The 18,969-nt window shown below is 58.8% G+C and carries 15 protein-coding genes, 1 tRNA gene and 1 pseudogene; 9 read left to right on the forward strand and 8 right to left on the reverse strand.

The window, feature by feature from the left end:
- Positions 1–32: 32 nt before the first annotated feature.
- Positions 33–737, reverse strand: a complete 705-nt coding sequence (locus tag PSH88_RS10875; RefSeq protein WP_305426203.1) for a murein L,D-transpeptidase catalytic domain family protein — start codon at positions 735–737, stop codon at positions 33–35.
- A gap of 81 nt (positions 738–818) precedes the next feature.
- Here PSH88_RS10875 and PSH88_RS10880 point away from each other — a divergent pair, with 81 nt between their 5' ends.
- Positions 819–2,570 (forward strand): L,D-transpeptidase family protein, encoded by a 1,752-nt coding sequence (locus PSH88_RS10880; protein WP_305426204.1) that lies wholly within the window; start codon positions 819–821, stop codon positions 2,568–2,570.
- 3 nt (positions 2,571–2,573) lie between these two features.
- On the opposite strand, the gene PSH88_RS10885 is transcribed toward PSH88_RS10880, so the two are convergent.
- The gene (locus PSH88_RS10885; RefSeq protein ID WP_305426205.1) at positions 2,574–3,056 is read right to left on the reverse strand and encodes a hypothetical protein; all 483 of its coding nucleotides are present in this window, start codon (positions 3,054–3,056) and stop codon (positions 2,574–2,576) included.
- A gap of 144 nt (positions 3,057–3,200) precedes the next feature.
- Here PSH88_RS10885 and PSH88_RS10890 point away from each other — a divergent pair, with 144 nt between their 5' ends.
- Positions 3,201–3,866 (forward strand): ribonuclease T2, encoded by a 666-nt coding sequence (locus PSH88_RS10890; RefSeq protein WP_305426206.1) that lies wholly within the window; start codon positions 3,201–3,203, stop codon positions 3,864–3,866.
- A 157-nt stretch (positions 3,867–4,023) separates the two neighbouring features.
- Here the strand turns inward: PSH88_RS10890 and PSH88_RS10895 are convergent, their stop codons facing one another.
- Complete coding sequence (locus PSH88_RS10895; protein WP_305426207.1) at positions 4,024–4,668, reverse strand: HAD family hydrolase; 645 nt, start codon at positions 4,666–4,668, stop codon at positions 4,024–4,026.
- A 232-nt stretch (positions 4,669–4,900) separates the two neighbouring features.
- Here PSH88_RS10895 and PSH88_RS10900 point away from each other — a divergent pair, with 232 nt between their 5' ends.
- From PSH88_RS10900 to PSH88_RS10920, 4 genes are all read left to right on the forward strand, one after another.
- Positions 4,901–6,472 (forward strand): sensor domain-containing diguanylate cyclase, encoded by a 1,572-nt coding sequence (locus tag PSH88_RS10900; RefSeq protein WP_305426208.1) that lies wholly within the window; start codon positions 4,901–4,903, stop codon positions 6,470–6,472.
- 304 nt (positions 6,473–6,776) lie between these two features.
- Positions 6,777–9,347 (forward strand): bifunctional diguanylate cyclase/phosphodiesterase, encoded by a 2,571-nt coding sequence (locus PSH88_RS10910; RefSeq protein ID WP_305426209.1) that lies wholly within the window; start codon positions 6,777–6,779, stop codon positions 9,345–9,347.
- Between the two features lie 100 nt (positions 9,348–9,447).
- Positions 9,448–10,242, forward strand: coding sequence for an exodeoxyribonuclease III (xth, locus tag PSH88_RS10915; protein WP_305426210.1), 795 nt, complete (start codon positions 9,448–9,450; stop codon positions 10,240–10,242).
- 113 nt (positions 10,243–10,355) lie between these two features.
- The gene (locus PSH88_RS10920) at positions 10,356–11,195 is read left to right on the forward strand and encodes an arylamine N-acetyltransferase family protein (protein ID WP_305426211.1); all 840 of its coding nucleotides are present in this window, start codon (positions 10,356–10,358) and stop codon (positions 11,193–11,195) included.
- A gap of 81 nt (positions 11,196–11,276) precedes the next feature.
- Here PSH88_RS10920 and PSH88_RS10925 read toward each other — a convergent pair.
- Positions 11,277–11,546 (reverse strand): annotated as a pseudogene (locus PSH88_RS10925) (BrnA antitoxin family protein); the annotation flags it as partial.
- A 231-nt stretch (positions 11,547–11,777) separates the two neighbouring features.
- On the opposite strand from PSH88_RS10925, the gene PSH88_RS10930 reads away from it, so the two are divergent.
- The gene (locus PSH88_RS10930; protein WP_305426213.1) at positions 11,778–13,295 is read left to right on the forward strand and encodes a nucleobase:cation symporter-2 family protein; all 1,518 of its coding nucleotides are present in this window, start codon (positions 11,778–11,780) and stop codon (positions 13,293–13,295) included.
- 208 nt (positions 13,296–13,503) lie between these two features.
- Here the strand turns inward: PSH88_RS10930 and PSH88_RS10935 are convergent.
- Positions 13,504–13,579: transfer RNA gene (locus PSH88_RS10935), tRNA-Asn, on the reverse strand.
- A 225-nt stretch (positions 13,580–13,804) separates the two neighbouring features.
- Here PSH88_RS10935 and PSH88_RS10940 point away from each other — a divergent pair.
- The gene (locus PSH88_RS10940; protein ID WP_019649343.1) at positions 13,805–14,035 is read left to right on the forward strand and encodes a hypothetical protein; all 231 of its coding nucleotides are present in this window, start codon (positions 13,805–13,807) and stop codon (positions 14,033–14,035) included.
- Here the strand turns inward: PSH88_RS10940 and PSH88_RS10945 are convergent.
- Positions 14,032–14,232 (reverse strand): hypothetical protein, encoded by a 201-nt coding sequence (locus PSH88_RS10945; protein ID WP_305426214.1) that lies wholly within the window; start codon positions 14,230–14,232, stop codon positions 14,032–14,034. The genes PSH88_RS10940 and PSH88_RS10945 overlap by 4 nt on opposite strands.
- Before the next feature lie 170 nt (positions 14,233–14,402).
- A complete protein-coding gene (locus tag PSH88_RS10950) occupies positions 14,403–15,599 on the reverse strand; it encodes an amino acid aminotransferase (protein WP_305426215.1) in 1,197 nt (398 codons plus the stop codon).
- Between the two features lie 336 nt (positions 15,600–15,935).
- On the opposite strand from PSH88_RS10950, the gene uvrB reads away from it, so the two are divergent.
- The gene (gene uvrB, locus PSH88_RS10955) at positions 15,936–17,951 is read left to right on the forward strand and encodes an excinuclease ABC subunit UvrB (RefSeq protein ID WP_008007189.1); all 2,016 of its coding nucleotides are present in this window, start codon (positions 15,936–15,938) and stop codon (positions 17,949–17,951) included.
- 138 nt (positions 17,952–18,089) lie between these two features.
- Here uvrB and PSH88_RS10960 read toward each other — a convergent pair whose 3' ends face one another.
- Positions 18,090–18,794, reverse strand: coding sequence for a flagellar biosynthesis protein FlhF (locus tag PSH88_RS10960; RefSeq protein ID WP_348529766.1), 705 nt, complete (start codon positions 18,792–18,794; stop codon positions 18,090–18,092).
- Positions 18,795–18,969 lie beyond the last annotated feature (175 nt).

Below are 18,969 nucleotides of genomic sequence, written 5' to 3' on the forward strand. Positions count from 1 at the left end.
AAGATTACAGTTTTGACAGTTTCACGCTGTATTTAGTGACTTCTATTCGGCTTGGACGAGTCCGCCACGGTCGCGTTACCGCAATTGATATACGAAGAAGACTTCAACCAACGCTGATCCGGATAGTAGGAAAACAACAACTGCCCATCCTTCATCGAGTCGATCAGCTGATGCGCAATCGCAGGCCTCACGGCCGGGCAACCCAGGCTTCTACCGATCCGGCCATTCGCTCGCGCCAGATCAGGACTGACATACGGCGCGCCATGAATAACGATCGCCCGCTCGAAAGCATTGTCGTTGAAACCCGGCTCCAGACCTTCCATGCGCAACGAATAACCGTTCTGCCCGACATAGCTGGACTGGGTTCGGTACAAACCCAGACTGGTGGCGAAGCTGGCATTGCGGTTGGAGAACTGGCGGGCCATGTTTTCGCCGCTGTTGCGACCGTGGGCGACCAGCTCATGGAACAACAATTTGCGTTGTTTAAGGTCGAATACCCAAAGACGTTGCGCGGTCGAGGGTAGGGAGTAATCGATGACTGCCAGTCTTTGCGCCGGGGCCGTGCCTTGGGTCCGGCTGCATTGAGAGGCGCGTACGGCCAGGGCAATCACCTTGGCATTGGCATTGGGGGCCGCTTTGATCAGCGCGGCTTCAAGCGAATCGGCGTAGGCTGCCGGTAAAGTACACGCGGTCAGCAACAGGGCCGTTATTAAAAAGCCGCAGCGGTCTAGGGCCATACGCAAGTCTCATCTGATTGTTTCGAGTCTAGCAGCGCGCACGACGCTAGCCGGTTGAAAACGGGAGATTAAGGATTATCCATGGGGCAATTAACAAGGTTATTCGTCATAAGCCGCATATTTTTTATGGGCTTTCTGATAAGCGGCATGGCAGTTGCGCAAACTTCGCCGATTGAGCCGCCATCTCCCGTTAGCGTGGTCGCGGATGCCGCGCCTGGCGATTACGTCGGTCAGGCGATTCAGGCGGCACTGGCGCCATTGAGTTCGGCATTTCCCCCGCTGCTCACCTCGCCGCGTCATCAACGGGTCGACGTTAACCGAGCAGTGCTGGATTTTTATAGCCATCGGGGCTATCGCGCTGCCTGGACGGACGATGACGATGTCGTCCAGTTATTGAAAAGCCTGAGTGACACCGGGGTTGATGGCCTGGACCCCGAGGATTTTCGAATTTCCGAACTGGTCACGGCCAGAAACTCGATGCAGACAACTGAGCCAACCCCCGGGCAACGAGCGGCTTTTGATATCTCGGCGACCCAGACGTTTATCACCGCGCTGCTGCAGTTGCGACGTGGCAAGGTCGATCCTTCGCGGCTGGACATCCATTGGAATTTCGACCCGGTCGGCATCGACCCCCGGGAGGACGTCAACCTTTTCTTCACCGCCCTCGACAGCCATGACGTCGCCCGCGCGTTCGCCCAGGCGCCGCCACAAGAAGCGATTTATGGCACGTTGCGGCAGGGCCTGGCGCAACTGCGCAGGGTTCGCGACAGTGGTGGCTGGCCAAAGATTCCAGCAGGGCAGACGCTCAGGCCCGGCATGGACGACGCCTCTGTTGCGCAGTTGCGAGCCCGTTTGGTGGCGGGGGGGTATCTCACCGCGAAAATGAACGCGCGCTCCGACTACGACGACACCGTCACGGCGGCGGTGAAGAAGTATCAGGCCGAGCAATACCTCGGGGCGGATGGTGTGGCGGGGCCGGCGACACTCGCGGCGCTGAATGTGCCGGTCGAGGCGCGAATCGACCAGGTCCGTGTGAACATGGAGCGGGCGCGGTGGCTGCTGTACAAACTTCAGGGCACCTTTGTCATCGTCGACATCGCCGGGTACAAGGTTTCGTTTTATCGCGATGGCAAGCTGATATGGCGCTCCCGGGTGCAGGTGGGTAAACCGTATCGCAGCACGCCGATTTTTCAATCGGAGATCACCTACGTCACGTTCAACCCGACCTGGACCGTGCCGCCGACCATTCTGGTCAAGGATATGCTGCCGAAGATTCGCAACAATCCTGGCTATCTCAATGCAAACCGGATTCGGGTGATCGATCGAGAAGGCAATGTGCTCGACCCGTTGACCGTCGATTGGGACAACCCGCGCGGCCTTACGCTGCGTCAGGATGCAGGGTCGGATAACTCGCTGGGACAGGTGGTCATTCGCTTTCCCAATGACTATGCGATTTATCTGCACGACACCCCCCATCGCGAGTTGTTTGCGCAATCCAATCGCGCGACCAGTTCCGGCTGTATTCGGGTCGAAAACCCGCTGCAATTGGTGGAGCTGTTGTTCAACGACCCGGTTCGCTGGAACAGCGAAGGGATTCAAAAGCAGTTAGCCAACGGCAAGACAGAGAACATCAGGCTCCCCGTGAAAGTGCCGGTGTTGTTGGCTTACTGGACGGTGGACCTGAGTCTTGATGGGCGAGTGACGTTCAAACCCGATGTGTATGGGTACGATAAGCCGGTGTTGCGGGCGCTGAACCTGCCTTCGGAACGGCCAACGCTGGACGGGAGGCGAGCAGCGCCTCCCTCAATGGCGGTGGGGCAGAACAAGCTCTAAAGCTTAAAGCCCCAGCCCTTCTTGCACCGCCAGGAGCAGGTTGTGTTCCGTCAGGGCGATCGCATCCGGTTGTTGTCCGGATTGCTCGATCGCCTGAAGCCACCACTGCGTCTGGCCGTGTTCGCTCACGGTGCGCAACAGGGCGAGCTCCTTGCCTGACGAGTGAATCTCGACTCGCCCGGCACCGTCGGCGGTGAAGCGAGCGACAGGGTCGAAGGTGATGCTGTGGTGGTTGCCTTCGATCAGCAGTTGGTCGATGGCGTAATCGTAACTCGCCCCGTCCGGTGCCCTCTCGAACACGTGAGTGGAATTGCGTCGCAGCTTCAGGCCCACTTCGATCAGTGGCTGCAGCCAGGCTTCGATCTGGTGATACAGCTCATAGACCTGGGCGGGCCAGCTGTCGATGGCCTGGTCGGCGATGGTCGCGTCGGCACTGGTTTGCCGGGATTGTTTCAGCTTCTCGGCGAGCTCGTCTGCTTTACTCATTTCGATTTCCTGTCGTGATGTCAGTTAATCGTAGCTCCTTCAAGATCATGCGGTTTTGCCTTGCGTCATGCGATTGAAACACCCGCGTGACAAAACCATTCTTCGGCCCTTTACGGCCAGATCAATCATCCCAAGGAGTGGGTAATGAAGAAATTTTACGCAATCGTCGCGTTGATCGCGCTGACCTTCGGCAACATCGGCCTGAGCGGCGCCCGCGAAACCCAGAGCAGCAAAGTCCAGGAGGAATCGGTCGCGGGGGTGTTCGATTACTACTTGCTGACGCTCTCCTGGTCGCCGACCTTCTGCCTGACCCACAAAGACGATGCGCAATGCTCCGGCAAAGGCTACGGCTTCGTGCTTCACGGTCTCTGGCCACAATACGCCAAGGGCGGCTGGCCGGAGTCCTGCCCGCCGAGGGTGACCTTGTCGCCGGCGGAAAACGCCAAGGGCCTGACCTTGTTCCCGACCCAGAAGCTGCTCGAACACGAATGGGCCAAGCACGGGACGTGCAGCGGCCTAGGCGCCATGGGTTACCTGAACGCGTCCGACACGGCGCTCGGTGCGGTCAAGATCCCGGAGAAGCTGCAACCGTTCAGCACTTCGTATTACTTCCAGGCCCAGGAAATCGCGCAGATGTTCCGCCAAAGCAACCCCGGGATTCCGGCCAATGGCATTGCCGTGATTTGCAATGGCCCGGAGTTGTCGGAAGTGCGGGTGTGCATGGGCAAGGACCTGGGGTTCGGCGCGTGCGGGAAGGGTGTGAAGACGCAATGCCGGGCCGGGGAAATTCGGGTTCCACCTTCGCGGTGATGGATTGGCTGTCGGAACGGCTTTGAAAAAAAACTGGCGCGAATCGGACAATGTAGGAGCCAGGCTTGCCGGCGAAGGCGTCCTTAAGAGCGCCTTCGCCGGCAAGCCTGGCTCCTACGAAAAGCCGATTTACGCAACGCAATGTAGCCGTTCAGTATCATCTCGCTGACTGTACGGGTAACCCAAGCGCCACCAGTTCTTCGCGCAATTGTTCCGGGCTGAAGAACTGAACCGCATGAAATCCCTCCCGGCGTGCACCTTCAATATTCGGCGCATGATCATCGATGAACACCGCGCGGCGGCTATCAACGTCGAACCGCGATAGCAGCAACTGAAAAATCTCCGGCGAAGGCTTGATTATGCCCTCGGCACCCGACACCAGGATGCCTTCGAATTTCTGTAAGAACTCAAAGCGCTCACGGGCAATCGGAAAGGTTTCGGCGGACCAGTTGGTCAGAGCCAACAACCGCATGCCTTTGGCGTGCAGTTCATCGAGGATGTGCACCGTCTCTTCGATGGCCCCATCGAGCATTTCTTCCCAGCGCTCGCGGTAGGCGCGAATCAATACCTCCTGGGAGGGATGTCGGGCGATGGCTTCCTCAATCGCCACCTGCCAGGTTCTGCCTTGGTCCTGTTGTTCGTTCCAGGCGGTGTGGCAGACCTCTGAGAGGAATGTTTCCATGGCCTCAAGGTCTTCACCGAACAACTTTCGGTAAAGGTTTCTGGGGTTCCAGCGGATAAGGACATTGCCAAGATCGAACACAACGGTGTCAATGGGGGCAGGGTGGTGCGCAGCGCTCATGTTTTTCCTCCTTGGGTAAACGGGCCGGGGCGGCGCGGCAGCCGATATCGAAGTGTTCGATAGGCTCCTGAGGTTTTTCATCCTAGCAGAGAGGGTTTTCGTATTTCACTCGCGGGGGTAAATCGGTCTCTGTAAACCTGGCGCAATTGCCCCACACAACCCCGTAGACTAAGCTCACAAAGAATAAGGGTTTTGGGCCTCTGCCCATGCCTTACCCTCTCAGGACTCGCTTTTGCCTATCCCCATTCCCGATCCGCACCCCGCGCCCGAGGGGGCCTTGAAGCGGCTGCCCCTGCTCAAAGCTGCGGCGCTGTTCATTGCTGCCGTGTGCCTGTGCCTTTGTGGTCTGCTTTATCTGCAACTGGAGCAGTCGCGTCGGCACGATCTGGCGTTGGCCGAGGTGTCTTCGTCGAACCTGACCCGGGCCATGGCGCAGCAGGCCGAAGACACGTTCATGAAGGCCGATCTGGTGCTGACCAGTCTGGTGGACTGGATTCAGGCTGAGGGTTTCGACGCTGTCCAGACGCCACGCTTGCAGAAAACCTTCGCGCGGCGGGTGCAGGCGCTGCATCAATTGCACGGGATATTTCTGTTTGACAAGCAGGGGCAATGGATCGTGACGTCGTCCGAAAATCTGCCCCGTGGCCCAGGTGTAGCGGACCGCGAATACTTCAGGTTTCACCAGCAGAACGTATCGTCCCTGGCACACATCGGACCGGCGATTCGCAGTCGGGAGAATGGCGAATGGATCATTCCGGTTTCCAGGCGAGTGAACGACCAGGACGGCAATTTCCAGGGTGTGTTGCTGGCCGGGATCAAGATGTCGTACTTCGATCAGTTCTTCAAAAGCTTCAGCATCGATGACAACGGCGCGATGTTTTTGGCATTGACCGATGGAACACTGCTGGCGCGACGGCCGTTTGTGGAATCGCAGATCGGCACATCATTGGCGCAGGGTGAGATCTTTAAAGCGCTCTTGCCCGGCGCGACATCGGGCAACGCCATGATCAGTTCGGTGGTGGATGGCATCGTCCGGTTGTATGGCTACCGTCAGCTCGATGCCTATCCTGTGTTGGTCGCGGCGGCATCTTCCGAAGACGCGATCTTCAAGGACTGGTACGACACGGCGATTCGATCCAGTGTGATCGTCGCCCTGGTTGTCCTCGGTGTGGGATTGTTCGGTTGGGTGTTCATTCATCAGGTGCGCGCGGGCGAGCGCATTGAGGCGGATTTACGCGAGGCGCAGAAAACCCTGGAATTGATCGCCACCCACGACAGCCTGACCGGGTTGGCCAACCGTCGATTGTTCGAGCGGGCGCTGGAGATCGAGTTCGGGCGCGGAGCCCGGCGGTCGAGTCCGCTGGGCCTGATCATGCTCGATATCGATTATTTCAAGCGCTATAACGACACCTACGGTCATGTGGCGGGGGACCATTGCCTGGCCGAAGTGGCGCGGGCACTGAAGAATTGCTGCCACCGCAGTGCCGATCTGGCGGTGCGCTACGGCGGTGAAGAGTTTGCGGTGTTGCTGCCCGACACCGACATCCAGGGTGCGCTGACGATCGCCGAGCAGATCCGCCGCAGCGTCATGGACAAGAACATCATCCACAGTGGCTCACCCACGGGCTACGTGACGGTCAGCCTTGGCTGTTATTCGTTTGTGCCGACAGGGCACGACAGTACCGAAATGTTGATCAAACGCGCGGATGCGGCGTTGTACCAGGCCAAGCATTCGGGGCGAAATCGTTCGGCGGTATTGTCCATGGAAGGAGGTGTCGAAGCGCTGATGCGCTCGGACCGCTAATGCTAGTCAGTTAAGTGCAATCCATGTGGGAGCGGGCTTGCTCGCGAAGCCGGCGGCACAGTCAACATCGATGTCGCCCGACACACCGCTTTCGCGAGCAAGCCCGCTCCCACAGGTTTTGCACGTTAACTGATCGATGGCATAGCCATGTGTTCGGTTTTTTAAGTGCGGCAATGACTTGCGTTATTCAGGGGCGGCGACCGAGCATGGCTGCTATGGTCAGTGGAGAGCCTGGCTGTCATGACGACAGACCAGACCCCGCCGGCCTCACCCGATAAGGCGATCGATTGACAGGAACAAGTGCATGGATTTGACTTCCATTACCACCGCTGCACCTGCGCGTCATACACCGATTACCCGCAACCTGATGTTCGTCATCGGCCTGCTGTTTGTCGTTGGGGTATTGATCGCGTTGGTGGCCCTGTTCAGCATTGCCGCACGGCTCGATGCTCAGGATCTGAACAAAACCACGTTCTACACGCAACGCGCACTTGAGAACCGCATCACCGCCTCGAAAAACTACATTGCCAGTTACGCCAACTGGACGACCGCCTACGACCATCTGAACGACAAGGTTGATGTGCAGTGGGCCTACGTCGAGCAGAACATGGGTAAAACCCTGTTCACCATCGATCACTACGACGGGGTTTTTGTGATTGATGGTCAGCGAACCAAATACGCCACGGTGCGCGGGCTGCTGGTTCAGGATCAAGCGACAACCTATCTGTCGACCTCGATGGCGACGCTGATAGACGAGGTTCAAAGCCAGGAGAGCCTCATCGAGGCGGTCAGCCGGTACACCTTGTTCGAAGGCAAACCGGCGCTGTTGACGGCAGCCGCGATCGTGCCCAATGACGAACGCCCGGCGGTCGATCCCAAGAGCACCTCAGTGCTGATATATGTCGATCAATTGAATTCTGAAAAGCTCAACGCCTTGAACACCGATTACGGTTTGCATGACTTGAGCCTGACGGCCGACGACGCCATTGTTCCCGGTCAGCCAGCCGTCGCTCTGACAGGCACGGGTTACAGCCTGGTCTCCCGGCTTGAGCAGCCGGGCCACCAATTGCTCTGGTCGCTGCTGCCGCCGCTGGGCGGAGCGCTGTTGATTCTGGCGTTGTTGACCGCTTACTTCTTTCGTTATGTCCTGCGCACGTCCGGGCATGTGGATGCCAGTTATACCAGCCTCGATTTGTCGAACCAGGCGCTGGAAGCCAGTGAAGAACGTTTTCGTGCGGTGGCCGAAGCCGCGTCCGACTGGATCTGGGAAATCGACGACCAGCACTGCATCACTTATCTGTCGGGGCGTTTCAGCACCGTCACCGGATTTTCCGATCAACAATGGCTGGGGCAGAACATCGAGCAACTGCTCAATTGCGATACCACGCCCTTGTCGCTGTGGCTGAATAAACTCGATGAAGAGCAAGCCGTCAGCCACTTGCGCTGCTCCTACCGCGATCAGTCGGGGCAGCAGCGGGTGTGCCGGGTGTCGGCGCGACCGATCCAGCGCAAGGGCGCGGTACTGGGGTTTCGCGGGACGGCCAGCGACATCACCGATGAAGTCGCCGCCCATGCGCAGATCCAGCATCTGTCGATGCACGACGCACTGACTGGCTTGCCAAACCGCAACAAACTGGCGCGCTACCTCGAAGACGCGTTGGCACTGAAAGAGCAATCGGTGGCGTTGACGTTGTTGATGATCGACCTGGATAACTTCAAGCCGATCAACGATTCCCTCGGCCATCCGGCCGGCGATGCGGTATTGCTGGAAGTGGCGATTCGTTTGCGCGAGTGCACGCGGGACATCGATCTGGTTGCCCGATTGGGTGGCGACGAGTTCGTGCTGGTACTCCACGGCATGGACAGCCATGCGGAAATCGACCGGTTTTGCGAGCGCTTGCTCGACAGCCTGCATCAACCGATCCATTACGATCACCACACGCTGCACATCGGTGCGAGCATCGGTATCGCCTTGAGTCGGCGCCAGGGGCATCTTCCGGATGAGCTGATTCGCTGTGCCGATATCGCGTTGTATCAGGCCAAGTCCAATGGCAAGAAGACGTGGTGCTACTTTGCGGCGCACATGAACGATCAGATCCAGCACCGCCGACAACTGGAAAGCGACCTGCGTCAGGCGATCAAGAACAACGAATTCGTGATGCATTACCAGCCGCGTTATCACGTCGATGGCAAGCAGATCGTCTCGGTCGAAGCGCTGCTGCGCTGGCAGCATCCGGTGCAAGGCTTGTTGAACCCCGACGCGTTTATTCCATTGGCCGAGCAGACCGATCTGATCGTGCCATTAGGGCGCTGGGTGTTGCGCGAGGCGTGCGCGACGGCCTTGACCTGGCCTGGTGCGATGATGGTGTCGGTCAACTTGTCGCCGGTGCAGTTTGCTCGTAGCGATGTGATCGAGGATGTCCGGGAGGCGTTGATCCAGAGCCGATTGCCCGCCAGTCGGCTGGAACTGGAGATCACTGAAAACGTGATGCTCATCGACGTCGACGGCGCCCTGGCGACCATGAATGCGCTCAAGGAGTTGGGCGTGCGGTTGAACATGGACGACTTCGGTACCGGTTATTCTTCGCTGGGTTACCTGCGCACGTATCCGTTCGACGGGATCAAGATCGACAAGCGCTTCATTGCGTCCATGAGCAACGGCAGCAACGACCGTGCCGTGGTGCAGGCGATCATCAACCTGGGCAAAGCCATGGGGCTGACCGTGACCGCGGAAGGTGTCGAGACGCTGGAGCAACTGGACTTCCTGATCTCGGACCAGTGCCATGAAGTGCAGGGGTTCTACCTCAGTCGCCCGGTGGACAGGTATGCACTGCTGCCGTTGCTCAAGGCATCATGGGACGATCATCCGCTGTAAGTCTCGCGCCTTTAGTCGCCTGTTTCGCTCGCCGCGGCAACTGCCGTGGCGCACCCCGGTCACAACTGGATACCACCCAATCCGTTGCGAGCGTCGGATCATGAAGAACCTGAAAATTGCCACCTTCAACGTCAACGGCATGCGCGCCCGCTTGCCGAATTTACTGGCTTGGCTTACGCGGGAGCAGCCAGACATCGCCTGCTTGCAAGAACTCAAGTCGGTCGACGGCGCATTCCCCGTCGCCGAACTGGAGGCGGCCGGGTATGGCGCCGTCTGGCACGGCCAGGTGTCGTGGAACGGGGTGGCGATTCTGGCGCGCGATGCGCAACCGCTGGAGAGCCGGCGCGGCTTGCCGGGTGATGACAGCGATACCCATAGCCGCTACGTGGAAGCTGCCGTGCACGGGGTTCTGGTGGGCTGTCTGTACCTGCCCAATGGCAATCCGCAGCCAGGGCCGAAGTTTGATTACAAACTGGCGTGGTTCGAGCGGCTGATCTCGCACGCCAAGGACCTGCAGAGCAGCGACCATCCGGTGGTGCTGGCCGGCGATTACAACGTGGTGCCCACCGATCTGGACATCTACAACCCGCGCTCCTGGCTCAAGGATGCGCTGCTGCAACCTGAGAGTCGCGCGTGTTATCAGCGGCTGCTGGACCAGGGATGGACCGATTCCCTGCGTTATCTGTATCCAGAGGAGCGGATCTACACCTTCTGGGATTATTTCCGGCAGCACTGGCAGAAAAACTCGGGGTTGCGCATCGATCATCTGCTGCTCAACCCGGCACTGAGTCCTTACCTGCAAGAGGCTGGCGTCGATGCCTGGGTTCGCAACGAACCTCATGCCAGCGATCATGCGCCGACATGGATTCGATTGGGTTCGCGCAAGCGGCGATAGTCTTGGCGCGTGCGGCGATTGGCTAAATCAATTGTCAGTCCGACCGTGTTATCCCTTATACATGGCGCCCATCGGCGGAGCGATCCGCGGACCTCTGCATAAAGGATTGAGCGATGAGCGAGACACGACTGACAAATCTTGCGCTGTACCTGCAACGCCTGGGCTTCGATGCGCCCCCGGCGCCGACCCTGGAAACCCTGCGCCAACTGCAACTGCGCCACACGGGTGTTTTCCCGTTCGAAAACCTCACCACGTTATTGGGCAAGCCGGTGCTCATCGATCTGCCGTCCATAGAACAGAAAGTCCTGCATGACGGTCGCGGTGGCTACTGCTACGAACTCAACAACCTGTTCCTGGCCTTGCTTCAGACATTGGGCTTCGACGCACGTGGCATCACCGGTCGCGTGGTCATGGGCCAGCCTGAAGGCGCATGGACCGCCCGAACGCACCGCTTGAGTCTGGTGACCCTCGACGGCGTGCGCTACATCACCGACGTCGGCTTCGGCGGCATGGTGCCCACCGCACCGCTGATGCTGGATACCGAAGCCGAGCAGTCCACCCCTCACGAACCCTATCGCATCGAACCGCACGCCGACGGCTATACCCTGCGTGCCAACGTCGGCGGTGAATGGCGGGCGATATACATCTTCGATCTGCAACGTCAGGAAGACATCGATTACACCCTCGGCAACTGGTACGTATCGACCCATCCCGAATCGTCCTTCGTGAAACAACTGATGGTGGCGCGGACGGGGGAGGGATGGCGACGCACATTGATGAACGGCAGCTTTGCCATTCATCGTATGGGCGGTGAGAGCGAACGGCGGGAGGTGACGGACGCTGAGGAATTGATCGGGTTACTGGAAAGTGAATTCGGGATTCGAGTGCCGGCGCAGGATGTGTTGAAGCGGGTGCTTGAGCGGTTGATTGAGCCTGTGTCGCAGGCAAATTGAGCACCACGCAAAGGGGCGGATTTGATCAGTTCGTCCCCTTTGCTTTTGGTCGATCCAGGCGTGGGTGTTTTGGTTTTGTGGCTAGGATCGAACTTCAAGCTCCATCACGTGATGGATTTCGCTGAGGGCCTCTGACAACTTTTTCTCCAGGCTTTTCAGCTCGGAGGCGGTGATGCCTTTTTTGAAATGCCCGACATTTGTAACAGCAGCGTTCTGATCGGGCTTCGCCACTTTGCCTTTATCGCTGAGCAATGCCTGGCGCAGGGTATTGTTGATCACCGTCTGGTAGCCATACCCCTCGCTTTCCGCCAGAGCGCGCGCGGTCTCTATGACGACATCATCAAGCATGAAGCGAGGGGCGTCCGTGCCGGCGGTCGCTTGGAAAGCAAAAGATTAGCGGTGGGGAGGGAAAGGGGAGGAAGGGTGTATTGCAAGCGTTTTAGGTTGGAGGTGCCGTGGGCAAAAGGGCGGCATGGACACATGTCCATAATTTGACTGTTTAGTTGTATACAACTCTATAGACATTTGTCCTGACTATTGCATACAGTGTGCGCACAACAAAAACCAGGGAACCCCCCAACCATGAAAACGCCCCATGTTTCACACCAACGGCCTGAGGATGAGAATCTCGGGATCGGCGCGAATATGGCTTACGGACTGCAACACGTTCTGACCATGTATGGCGGTATCGTCGCGGTGCCTTTGATCATCGGTCAGGCTGCCGGGCTTTCGCCGGCAGACATCGGTTTGTTGATTGCTGCTTCATTGTTTGCAGGGGGGCTGGCGACATTGCTGCAAACCCTGGGTTTACCGTTTTTCGGTTGTCAGTTGCCGCTGGTTCAGGGCGTGTCGTTCTCCGGCGTTGCGACCATGGTGGCGATTGTCAGCAGTGGTGGGGAGGGCGGCTTTCAGTCGATTCTCGGGGCGGTGATTGCCGCGTCGCTGATCGGTTTGCTGATCACGCCGGTGTTCTCGCGAATCACCAAGTTCTTTCCGCCGCTGGTGACCGGCATTGTGATCACCACTATCGGCCTGACGCTGATGCCGGTGGCCGCGCGCTGGGCCATGGGCGGCAACAGCCATGCCCCGGACTTCGGCAGCATGGCGAACATCGGTTTGGCGGCGGTGACGCTGGTGCTGGTACTGCTGCTGAGCAAGGTCGGCAGTGCGACCATCTCCCGTTTGTCGATCCTCTTGGCCATGGTCATCGGCACAGTCATTGCGGTGTTCCTCGGCATGGCGGACTTCTCATCCGTCACTCAAGGCCCGATGTTCGGCTTCCCGGCACCGTTCCATTTCGGCATGCCGACGTTCCACTTCGCCGCGATCCTGTCGATGTGCATCGTGGTCATGGTGACCTTGGTGGAAACCTCCGCCGATATTCTGGCCGTTGGTGAAATCATCGATACCAAAGTCGATTCCAAACGCCTGGGCAATGGCCTGCGCGCCGACATGCTGTCGAGCATGATCGCGCCGATCTTCGGCTCCTTCACCCAAAGCGCCTTCGCCCAGAACGTCGGGCTGGTGGCGGTAACCGGGATCAAGAGCCGTTTCGTGGTGGCCACCGGCGGTGTGTTCCTGGTGGTGCTCGGATTGCTGCCCTTCATGGGCCGGGTCATCGCGGCCGTGCCGACCTCCGTGCTCGGCGGTGCCGGCATCGTGCTGTTCGGCACCGTGGCGGCCAGTGGCATTCGGACGCTGTCCAAGGTCGACTACCGCAACAACGTCAACCTGATCATCGTTGCCACCTCCATTGGTTTTGGCATGATCCCCATCGCCGCACCGAACTTCTACGACCACTTCCCCAGCTGGTTCGCGACGATCTTCCACTCGGGCATCAGCTCCTCGGCGATCATGGCCATCGTGCTGAACCTGACCTTCAACCACCTCACCGCCGGCAACTCGGATCAACAATCGGTGTTTGCAGCCGGTACCGAACGCGTCTTGCGTTATCAGGACCTAGCGGCATTGCGGGAAGGGGATTACTTCAGCGAAGGTAAACTGCGTGACTGCGACGGGAATGAGATTCCGGTGGTGGAGGCGGAACATGGGCATGCCGAGCCGCGGGCGGTGCATGCGAAAAGCAGTGAACATGTCTGACGGCGGTACCCGATAAAAAGGCAGGTAGATCAAAAGATCGCAGCCTGCGGCAGCTCATGATCCGTTTCGTCGCGTATGAAACGGATCGCATACGGTCGAAATTAAACGCGACCGGCGAGCTGCCGCAGGCTGCGATCTTTTGACTTTAATGGCGAGCACAAAAAAGCCCCTGAACCTTTCGATTCAGGGGCTTTTCGATTTTGCTGTCTGGCTCCACGACCTGGACTCGAACCAGGGACCCAGTGATTAACAGTCACTTGCTCTACCAACTGAGCTATCGCGGAATGGCGTCTATGTTACTGATTCAAAAAGAGAAGTCAAGTCTCTGTTGGCAGTTTGATGTTTTCATCGGATCAGAGGGGGTTATCGGCCATTGGCGGTTACCAGAATCGCGGTAGAGGTCTACCATGGTCGCCCGGAAGTGGTGACACGCGCTGCCGGCCCTCAGCCGAAAAGGTATGCGCCATGAATCACCCAACCCTCACACCTCAAAACAGCGGGGTGTTCGCATGAGCATCGCTCAGATCAGCCTGCCCAAAGGCGTTGGCCCGCACGCCGAAAAACTGTTCGACGCCATCACTCAGGCCAGCACCGCTGACGAATTGAACCGCGCAGGCGGCAAGGCCGAAGGTTTTGTTCTGGGCCTGGAAAGCACCAAGGCAATCAAAAGCCAGGTGGCCGAGTCGCTGTATGTGGCCTATGACGATGCGGCCAGCCAGCGCGCGAGCGAACTGGCCTAACCGCCGAAGGTAATGGTGCCGAGCATCAGCTTGGCGTACAGCATCGTGGCGCTCAGTTGCACCAGCCACAACGCCAGGCCGCCAAGGAACACGCCCGCAGCCACTTGCAGCACCAGGTTATTACCGCGTTTGGTCGAGGAGCGGGGCACGAAGTGGTCCAGCTCGTCGCGGTCGGCGCGTAGGTCATCGTTTTTCATGTGGGTTCTCAAGAATTCTCGGGTGTACTCATAACCTGTGGGAGCAAGCCCGCTCCCACATTTTTGATCTGCGTGCAGTCTAGAGCGACCGGTCGCCGAACTGGGAATTATCAAAGACAAATAAAAAACGGGAAGCCCTATGGCTTCCCGTTTTCATCTCACGCAAAGACTCAGATCACCTGAACGATGGCCTTGGTCACCGCGTCGATGTTGCTCTGGTTCAGCGCGGCAACGCAGATGCGGCCGGTGTCCAGGGCGTAGATGCCGAACTCGTTGCGCAGACGGGTTACCTGCTCAACTGTCAGGCCGGAGTAAGAGAACATGCCGCGCTGGCGACCGACGAAGCTGAAATCGCGCTGTGGAGCGTTTTTCGCCAGCAGGTCGACCATCTGGGTGCGCATGCCGCGAATCCGCAGGCGCATTTCTGCCAGTTCCTCTTCCCACTGGGCGCGCAGTACCGGGCTGTTCAGCACGGCGGCGACGATGCTTGCACCGTGGGTCGGCGGGTTGGAGTAGTTGGTGCGGATCACGCGTTTGACTTGCGACAGCACGCGAGCGCCTTCTTCTTTCGATTCGCTGACGATCGACAGGGCGCCAACGCGCTCGCCGTACAACGAGAAGGATTTGGAGAACGAGCTGGAAACGAAGAAGGTCAGGTCCGATTCGGCGAACAGGCGCACGGCTGCGGCATCTTCATCGATACCGTCGCCAAAGCCCTGGTAGGCCATGTCGAGGAATGGCACGTGGCCTTTGGCCTTGACCACTTCCAGCACGTTTTTCCAGTCAGCAGGGCTCAGGTCCACGCCAGTCGGGTTGTGGCAGCAAGCGTGCAGCACAACGATGGAGCCGGACGGCAGAGCGTTCAGGTCTTCCAGCAGGCCGGCGCGGTTAACGTCGTGAGTCGCGGCGTCATAGTAGCGATAGTTCTGCACCGGGAAACCGGCGGTTTCGAACAGCGCGCGGTGGTTTTCCCAGCTTGGGTCGCTGATGGCAACGACAGCGTTCGGCAGCAGTTGCTTGAGGAAGTCGGCACCGATTTTCAGTGCGCCGGTACCGCCGACGGCTTGGGTGGTGATGACCCGGCCAGCGGCGATCAGCGGCGAATCGTTGCCGAACAGCAGTTTCTGCACCGCCTGGTCGTAAGCGGCGATGCCGTCGATCGGCAAGTAACCGCGGGAAACGTGTTGAGCGGCGCGAATCGTCTCGGCTTCGACAACGGCGCGCAGGAGTGGAATTCGCCCCTGCTCGTCGCAGTAAACACCGACCCCCAGGTTGACCTTGTTGGTACGGGTATCGGCATTAAATGCTTCGTTGAGGCCCAGGATTGGATCGCGTGGTGCCATTTCGACAGCGGAGAACAGGCTCATTATTGCGGCGGCTCTGAATGGAGTGTGGAGGGACGTGTCGCGCTCCAGCCGAATGCACTAGAGCGGTGCACAAACGGGGAGCTAGTATAGAGGCCATCAGCGATTGATGGCGACAGGCGATTCGGCTTTTACGGTAAGTTTTTCGAATTATTTTTCGATCGTTGGTCGAGTGATGTCGTCAAAGGTTCTACCCGATGTAGGACGTTTGCCTTGAAAGCGGTGGCAATCGGCTCCACATTGAGCACAATCCAGTTTTTTCCTCGGGCGACATCGGTCGTTTGCGGTCTTTCTCGTTCGTGCCCGGTCAGCCGTGCAGATGCGAACCCAGAGGTATTTATGTCTGAATTCCAGCTAGTCACTCGCTTCGAGCCCGCCGGCGATCAGCCGGAAGCCATCCGCCTGATGGTCGAGGGCATTGAGGCCGGGCTGGCGCACCAGACGTTGCTCGGTGTGACCGGCTCGGGCAAGACCTTCAGCATCGCCAACGTGATCGCCCAGATACAGCGCCCGACGCTGGTGCTGGCGCCCAACAAGACTCTGGCCGCGCAGCTGTATGGCGAATTCAAGGCGTTCTTCCCGAACAACGCCGTTGAATACTTCGTGTCCTATTACGACTATTACCAGCCCGAAGCCTATGTGCCGTCGTCCGACACCTTTATCGAGAAGGATGCCTCGATCAACGACCACATCGAGCAGATGCGGCTGTCTGCGACCAAGGCGCTGCTGGAGCGCAAGGACGCGATCATCGTCACCACGGTGTCGTGCATCTACGGTCTGGGCAGTCCGGAAACCTATTTGAAGATGGTGTTGCACGTCGATCGCGGCGACAAGCTCGACCAGCGCGCGCTGCTGCGTCGCCTGGCCGACCTGCAATACACCCGCAACGACATGGACTTCGCCCGGGCAACCTTCCGGGTGCGCGGCGATGTGATTGATATCCACCCGGCGGAATCCGATTTTGAAGCGATCCGCATCGAGCTGTTCGATGACGAAGTGGAGAGCCTGTCCGCCTTCGACCCGCTGACCGGTGAGGTCATCCGCAAACTGCCGCGTTTCACCTTCTATCCGAAGAGCCATTACGTGACGCCGCGCGAAACCCTGCTCGAAGCTACCGAAGGGATCAAGGTCGAATTGCAGGAGCGCCTGGAATACCTGCGCTCTAACAACAAACTGGTGGAAGCTCAGCGACTTGAGCAACGCACCCGTTTCGACCTGGAGATGATCCTCGAGCTGGGCTACTGCAACGGCATCGAAAACTACTCGCGCTACCTGTCGGGCCGTGAGTCCGGCCAGGCGCCGCCCACTTTGTTCGACTACCTGCCGGCGGACGCCTTGTTGGTGATCGACGAATCCCACGTCAGCGTGCCGCAAGTCGGCGCCATGTATAAGGGTGACCGTTCCCGGAAAGAAACGCTGGTGGAGTACGGTTTCCGTTTGCCCTCGGCCCTGGATAACCGGCCGATGCGTTTCGACGAGTTCGAAAGCATCAGTCCCCAAACGATTTTTGTCTCGGCCACGCCGGGCAATTACGAGGCGGAACACGCCGGCCGAGTGGTCGAGCAATTGGTGCGCCCAACCGGTCTGGTGGACCCGCAAATCGAAATCCGTCCGGCGTTGACTCAGGTCGATGACTTGCTTTCGGAAATCACCAAGCGCGTGGCCCTGGAAGAGCGAGTACTGGTCACCACGCTGACCAAGCGCATGTCCGAAGACTTGACCGATTACCTGGCCGACCATGGCGTGCGCGTGCGTTATTTGCATTCGGACATCGACACCGTGGAGCGGGTCGAAATTATCCGGGACTTGCGTCTCGGTGTCTTCGATGTGCTGGTGGGGATCAACCTGCTGCGTGAGGGCCTGGACATGCCGGAAGTCTCGCTGGTGGCGATTCTTGACGCGGACAAGGAAGGTTTCCTGCGTTCCGAGCGCTCGCTGATCCAGACCATCGGCCGGGCGGCGCGCAACCTCAATGGTCGGGCGATTTTGTATGCGGATCGCATCACCGGTTCCATGGAACGGGCGATTGGCGAAACCGAGCGTCGTCGCGACAAGCAGATCGCCTTCAACCTGGCCAATGGCATCACGCCGAAGGGGGTGTTCAAAGACGTCGCCGACATCATGGAAGGCGCGGTCGTACCGGGTTCGCGCAGCAAGAAGCGCAAAGGCATGGCCAAGGCCGCCGAGGAAAGTGCCAAGTACGAGGCGGAACTGCGCTCGCCGAGCGAGATCAGCAAACGCATTCGTCAGCTGGAAGAGAAAATGTACCAGCTTGCCCGCGATCTGGAGTTCGAAGCCGCGGCGCAGTTGCGCGACGAGATCGGCAAGTTGCGGGAGCGGTTGATCGCGGTTTGAGATATGCAATGAATGGGCGGGCCTCATCGCGGGCAAGCCCGCTCCCACAGGGTTTGTAGGTGGTCACCTATTGTGTGAATACCCTCAATTCTTGTGGGAGCGGGCTTGCCCGCGATGAGCATAGGTATTTACACATCTCTAAAGTCTTCGGCTGGCCACCCAGCCGATGGCCTCTTTAGCAAAACCCGCCAGTTCCTGGGGCGTGTATTGTTCCAATGTCTCGCACATGGCCAAAAGCATGTATAAACCGGCCAGCAGCGCGGAAGCCGTCACCGGCTGCGAGCGCTTCATCTGTCGACCAGACAGACGGACCAAAAAATCCCGTGTTTGCTCAGCGAACTCCCCCTTAGCCCGCATCAGACGCCAACTGACAGCACATGCCTGACTGGCGATCAACAGCCGTTTGAACACCGCTTCACCGCTCTCTTGCTGCCAGTTTTCCAGCTGATGCCCACCCCCTTTAAGCAGTTTGAAGTAGGACTCGATACGCCAGCGCCAGTAATACCAGAGCGCCAATCGTTCATCTGCGACCTCTTGCTCAAGGTTGCTCAGCAAATACCATTCGGCCAGCAGGTGACCATCGGCTCCCAGTATTCGGCTCACGACGAGCCGGGCCGGCAACGGCTCACCAGACTTGCGCAGCGTCTTGCGGTCGGCCCTGTCTTTGGTGAAAGGCTGGGCTTGGCGAGTCAGCACGACGGCGGTTTCTCCCACCCATTGAATGGCCGGTTTTCCTTTGTAGTCCACCTTGCGAGTTTTGCGGTAGGTCATCTCGCGAGCAATTTGACTCAGGGCCCTCGATTGACCTGCATGACTGGCCGTGGAACCGGCCTTGACTCGCACCAGCCATTGCCGACCCTCGGCCTGCCATTGCCTCAGGTGCGACCGAATCAGCCTCTCGATCCACGATATGGACAAGCGGCTTGGCAAAATTCTGCTGTTCCAGCCAAGTGATACGTTGTGTCAGTTCATGCAGATGCTTCTCAGGGACCAGCACTTCTTCGGCTCGCGTGCTGAG

Origin of the sequence: Pseudomonas wuhanensis (assembly GCF_030687395.1) — a bacterium.
GTDB lineage: Bacteria > Pseudomonadota > Gammaproteobacteria > Pseudomonadales > Pseudomonadaceae > Aquipseudomonas > Aquipseudomonas wuhanensis.

What these genes read in the sequence shown, in the direction of transcription:
- PSH88_RS10875 (WP_305426203.1), bottom strand. Translation starts at nt 737, where the DNA reads ATGGCCCTAGACCGCTGCGGCTTTTTAATAACGGCCCTGTTGCTGACC.
- PSH88_RS10880 (WP_305426204.1), top strand. Translation starts at nt 819, where the DNA reads ATGGGGCAATTAACAAGGTTATTCGTCATAAGCCGCATATTTTTTATG.
- PSH88_RS10885 (WP_305426205.1), bottom strand. Translation starts at nt 3,056, where the DNA reads ATGAGTAAAGCAGACGAGCTCGCCGAGAAGCTGAAACAATCCCGGCAA.
- PSH88_RS10890 (WP_305426206.1), top strand. Translation starts at nt 3,201, where the DNA reads ATGAAGAAATTTTACGCAATCGTCGCGTTGATCGCGCTGACCTTCGGC.
- PSH88_RS10895 (WP_305426207.1), bottom strand. Translation starts at nt 4,668, where the DNA reads ATGAGCGCTGCGCACCACCCTGCCCCCATTGACACCGTTGTGTTCGAT.
- PSH88_RS10910 (WP_305426209.1), top strand. Translation starts at nt 6,777, where the DNA reads ATGGATTTGACTTCCATTACCACCGCTGCACCTGCGCGTCATACACCG.
- xth (WP_305426210.1), top strand. Translation starts at nt 9,448, where the DNA reads ATGAAGAACCTGAAAATTGCCACCTTCAACGTCAACGGCATGCGCGCC.
- PSH88_RS10920 (WP_305426211.1), top strand. Translation starts at nt 10,356, where the DNA reads ATGAGCGAGACACGACTGACAAATCTTGCGCTGTACCTGCAACGCCTG.
- PSH88_RS10930 (WP_305426213.1), top strand. Translation starts at nt 11,778, where the DNA reads ATGAAAACGCCCCATGTTTCACACCAACGGCCTGAGGATGAGAATCTC.
- PSH88_RS10940 (WP_019649343.1), top strand. Translation starts at nt 13,805, where the DNA reads ATGAGCATCGCTCAGATCAGCCTGCCCAAAGGCGTTGGCCCGCACGCC.
- PSH88_RS10945 (WP_305426214.1), bottom strand. Translation starts at nt 14,232, where the DNA reads ATGAAAAACGATGACCTACGCGCCGACCGCGACGAGCTGGACCACTTC.
- PSH88_RS10950 (WP_305426215.1), bottom strand. Translation starts at nt 15,599, where the DNA reads ATGAGCCTGTTCTCCGCTGTCGAAATGGCACCACGCGATCCAATCCTG.
- uvrB (WP_008007189.1), top strand. Translation starts at nt 15,936, where the DNA reads ATGTCTGAATTCCAGCTAGTCACTCGCTTCGAGCCCGCCGGCGATCAG.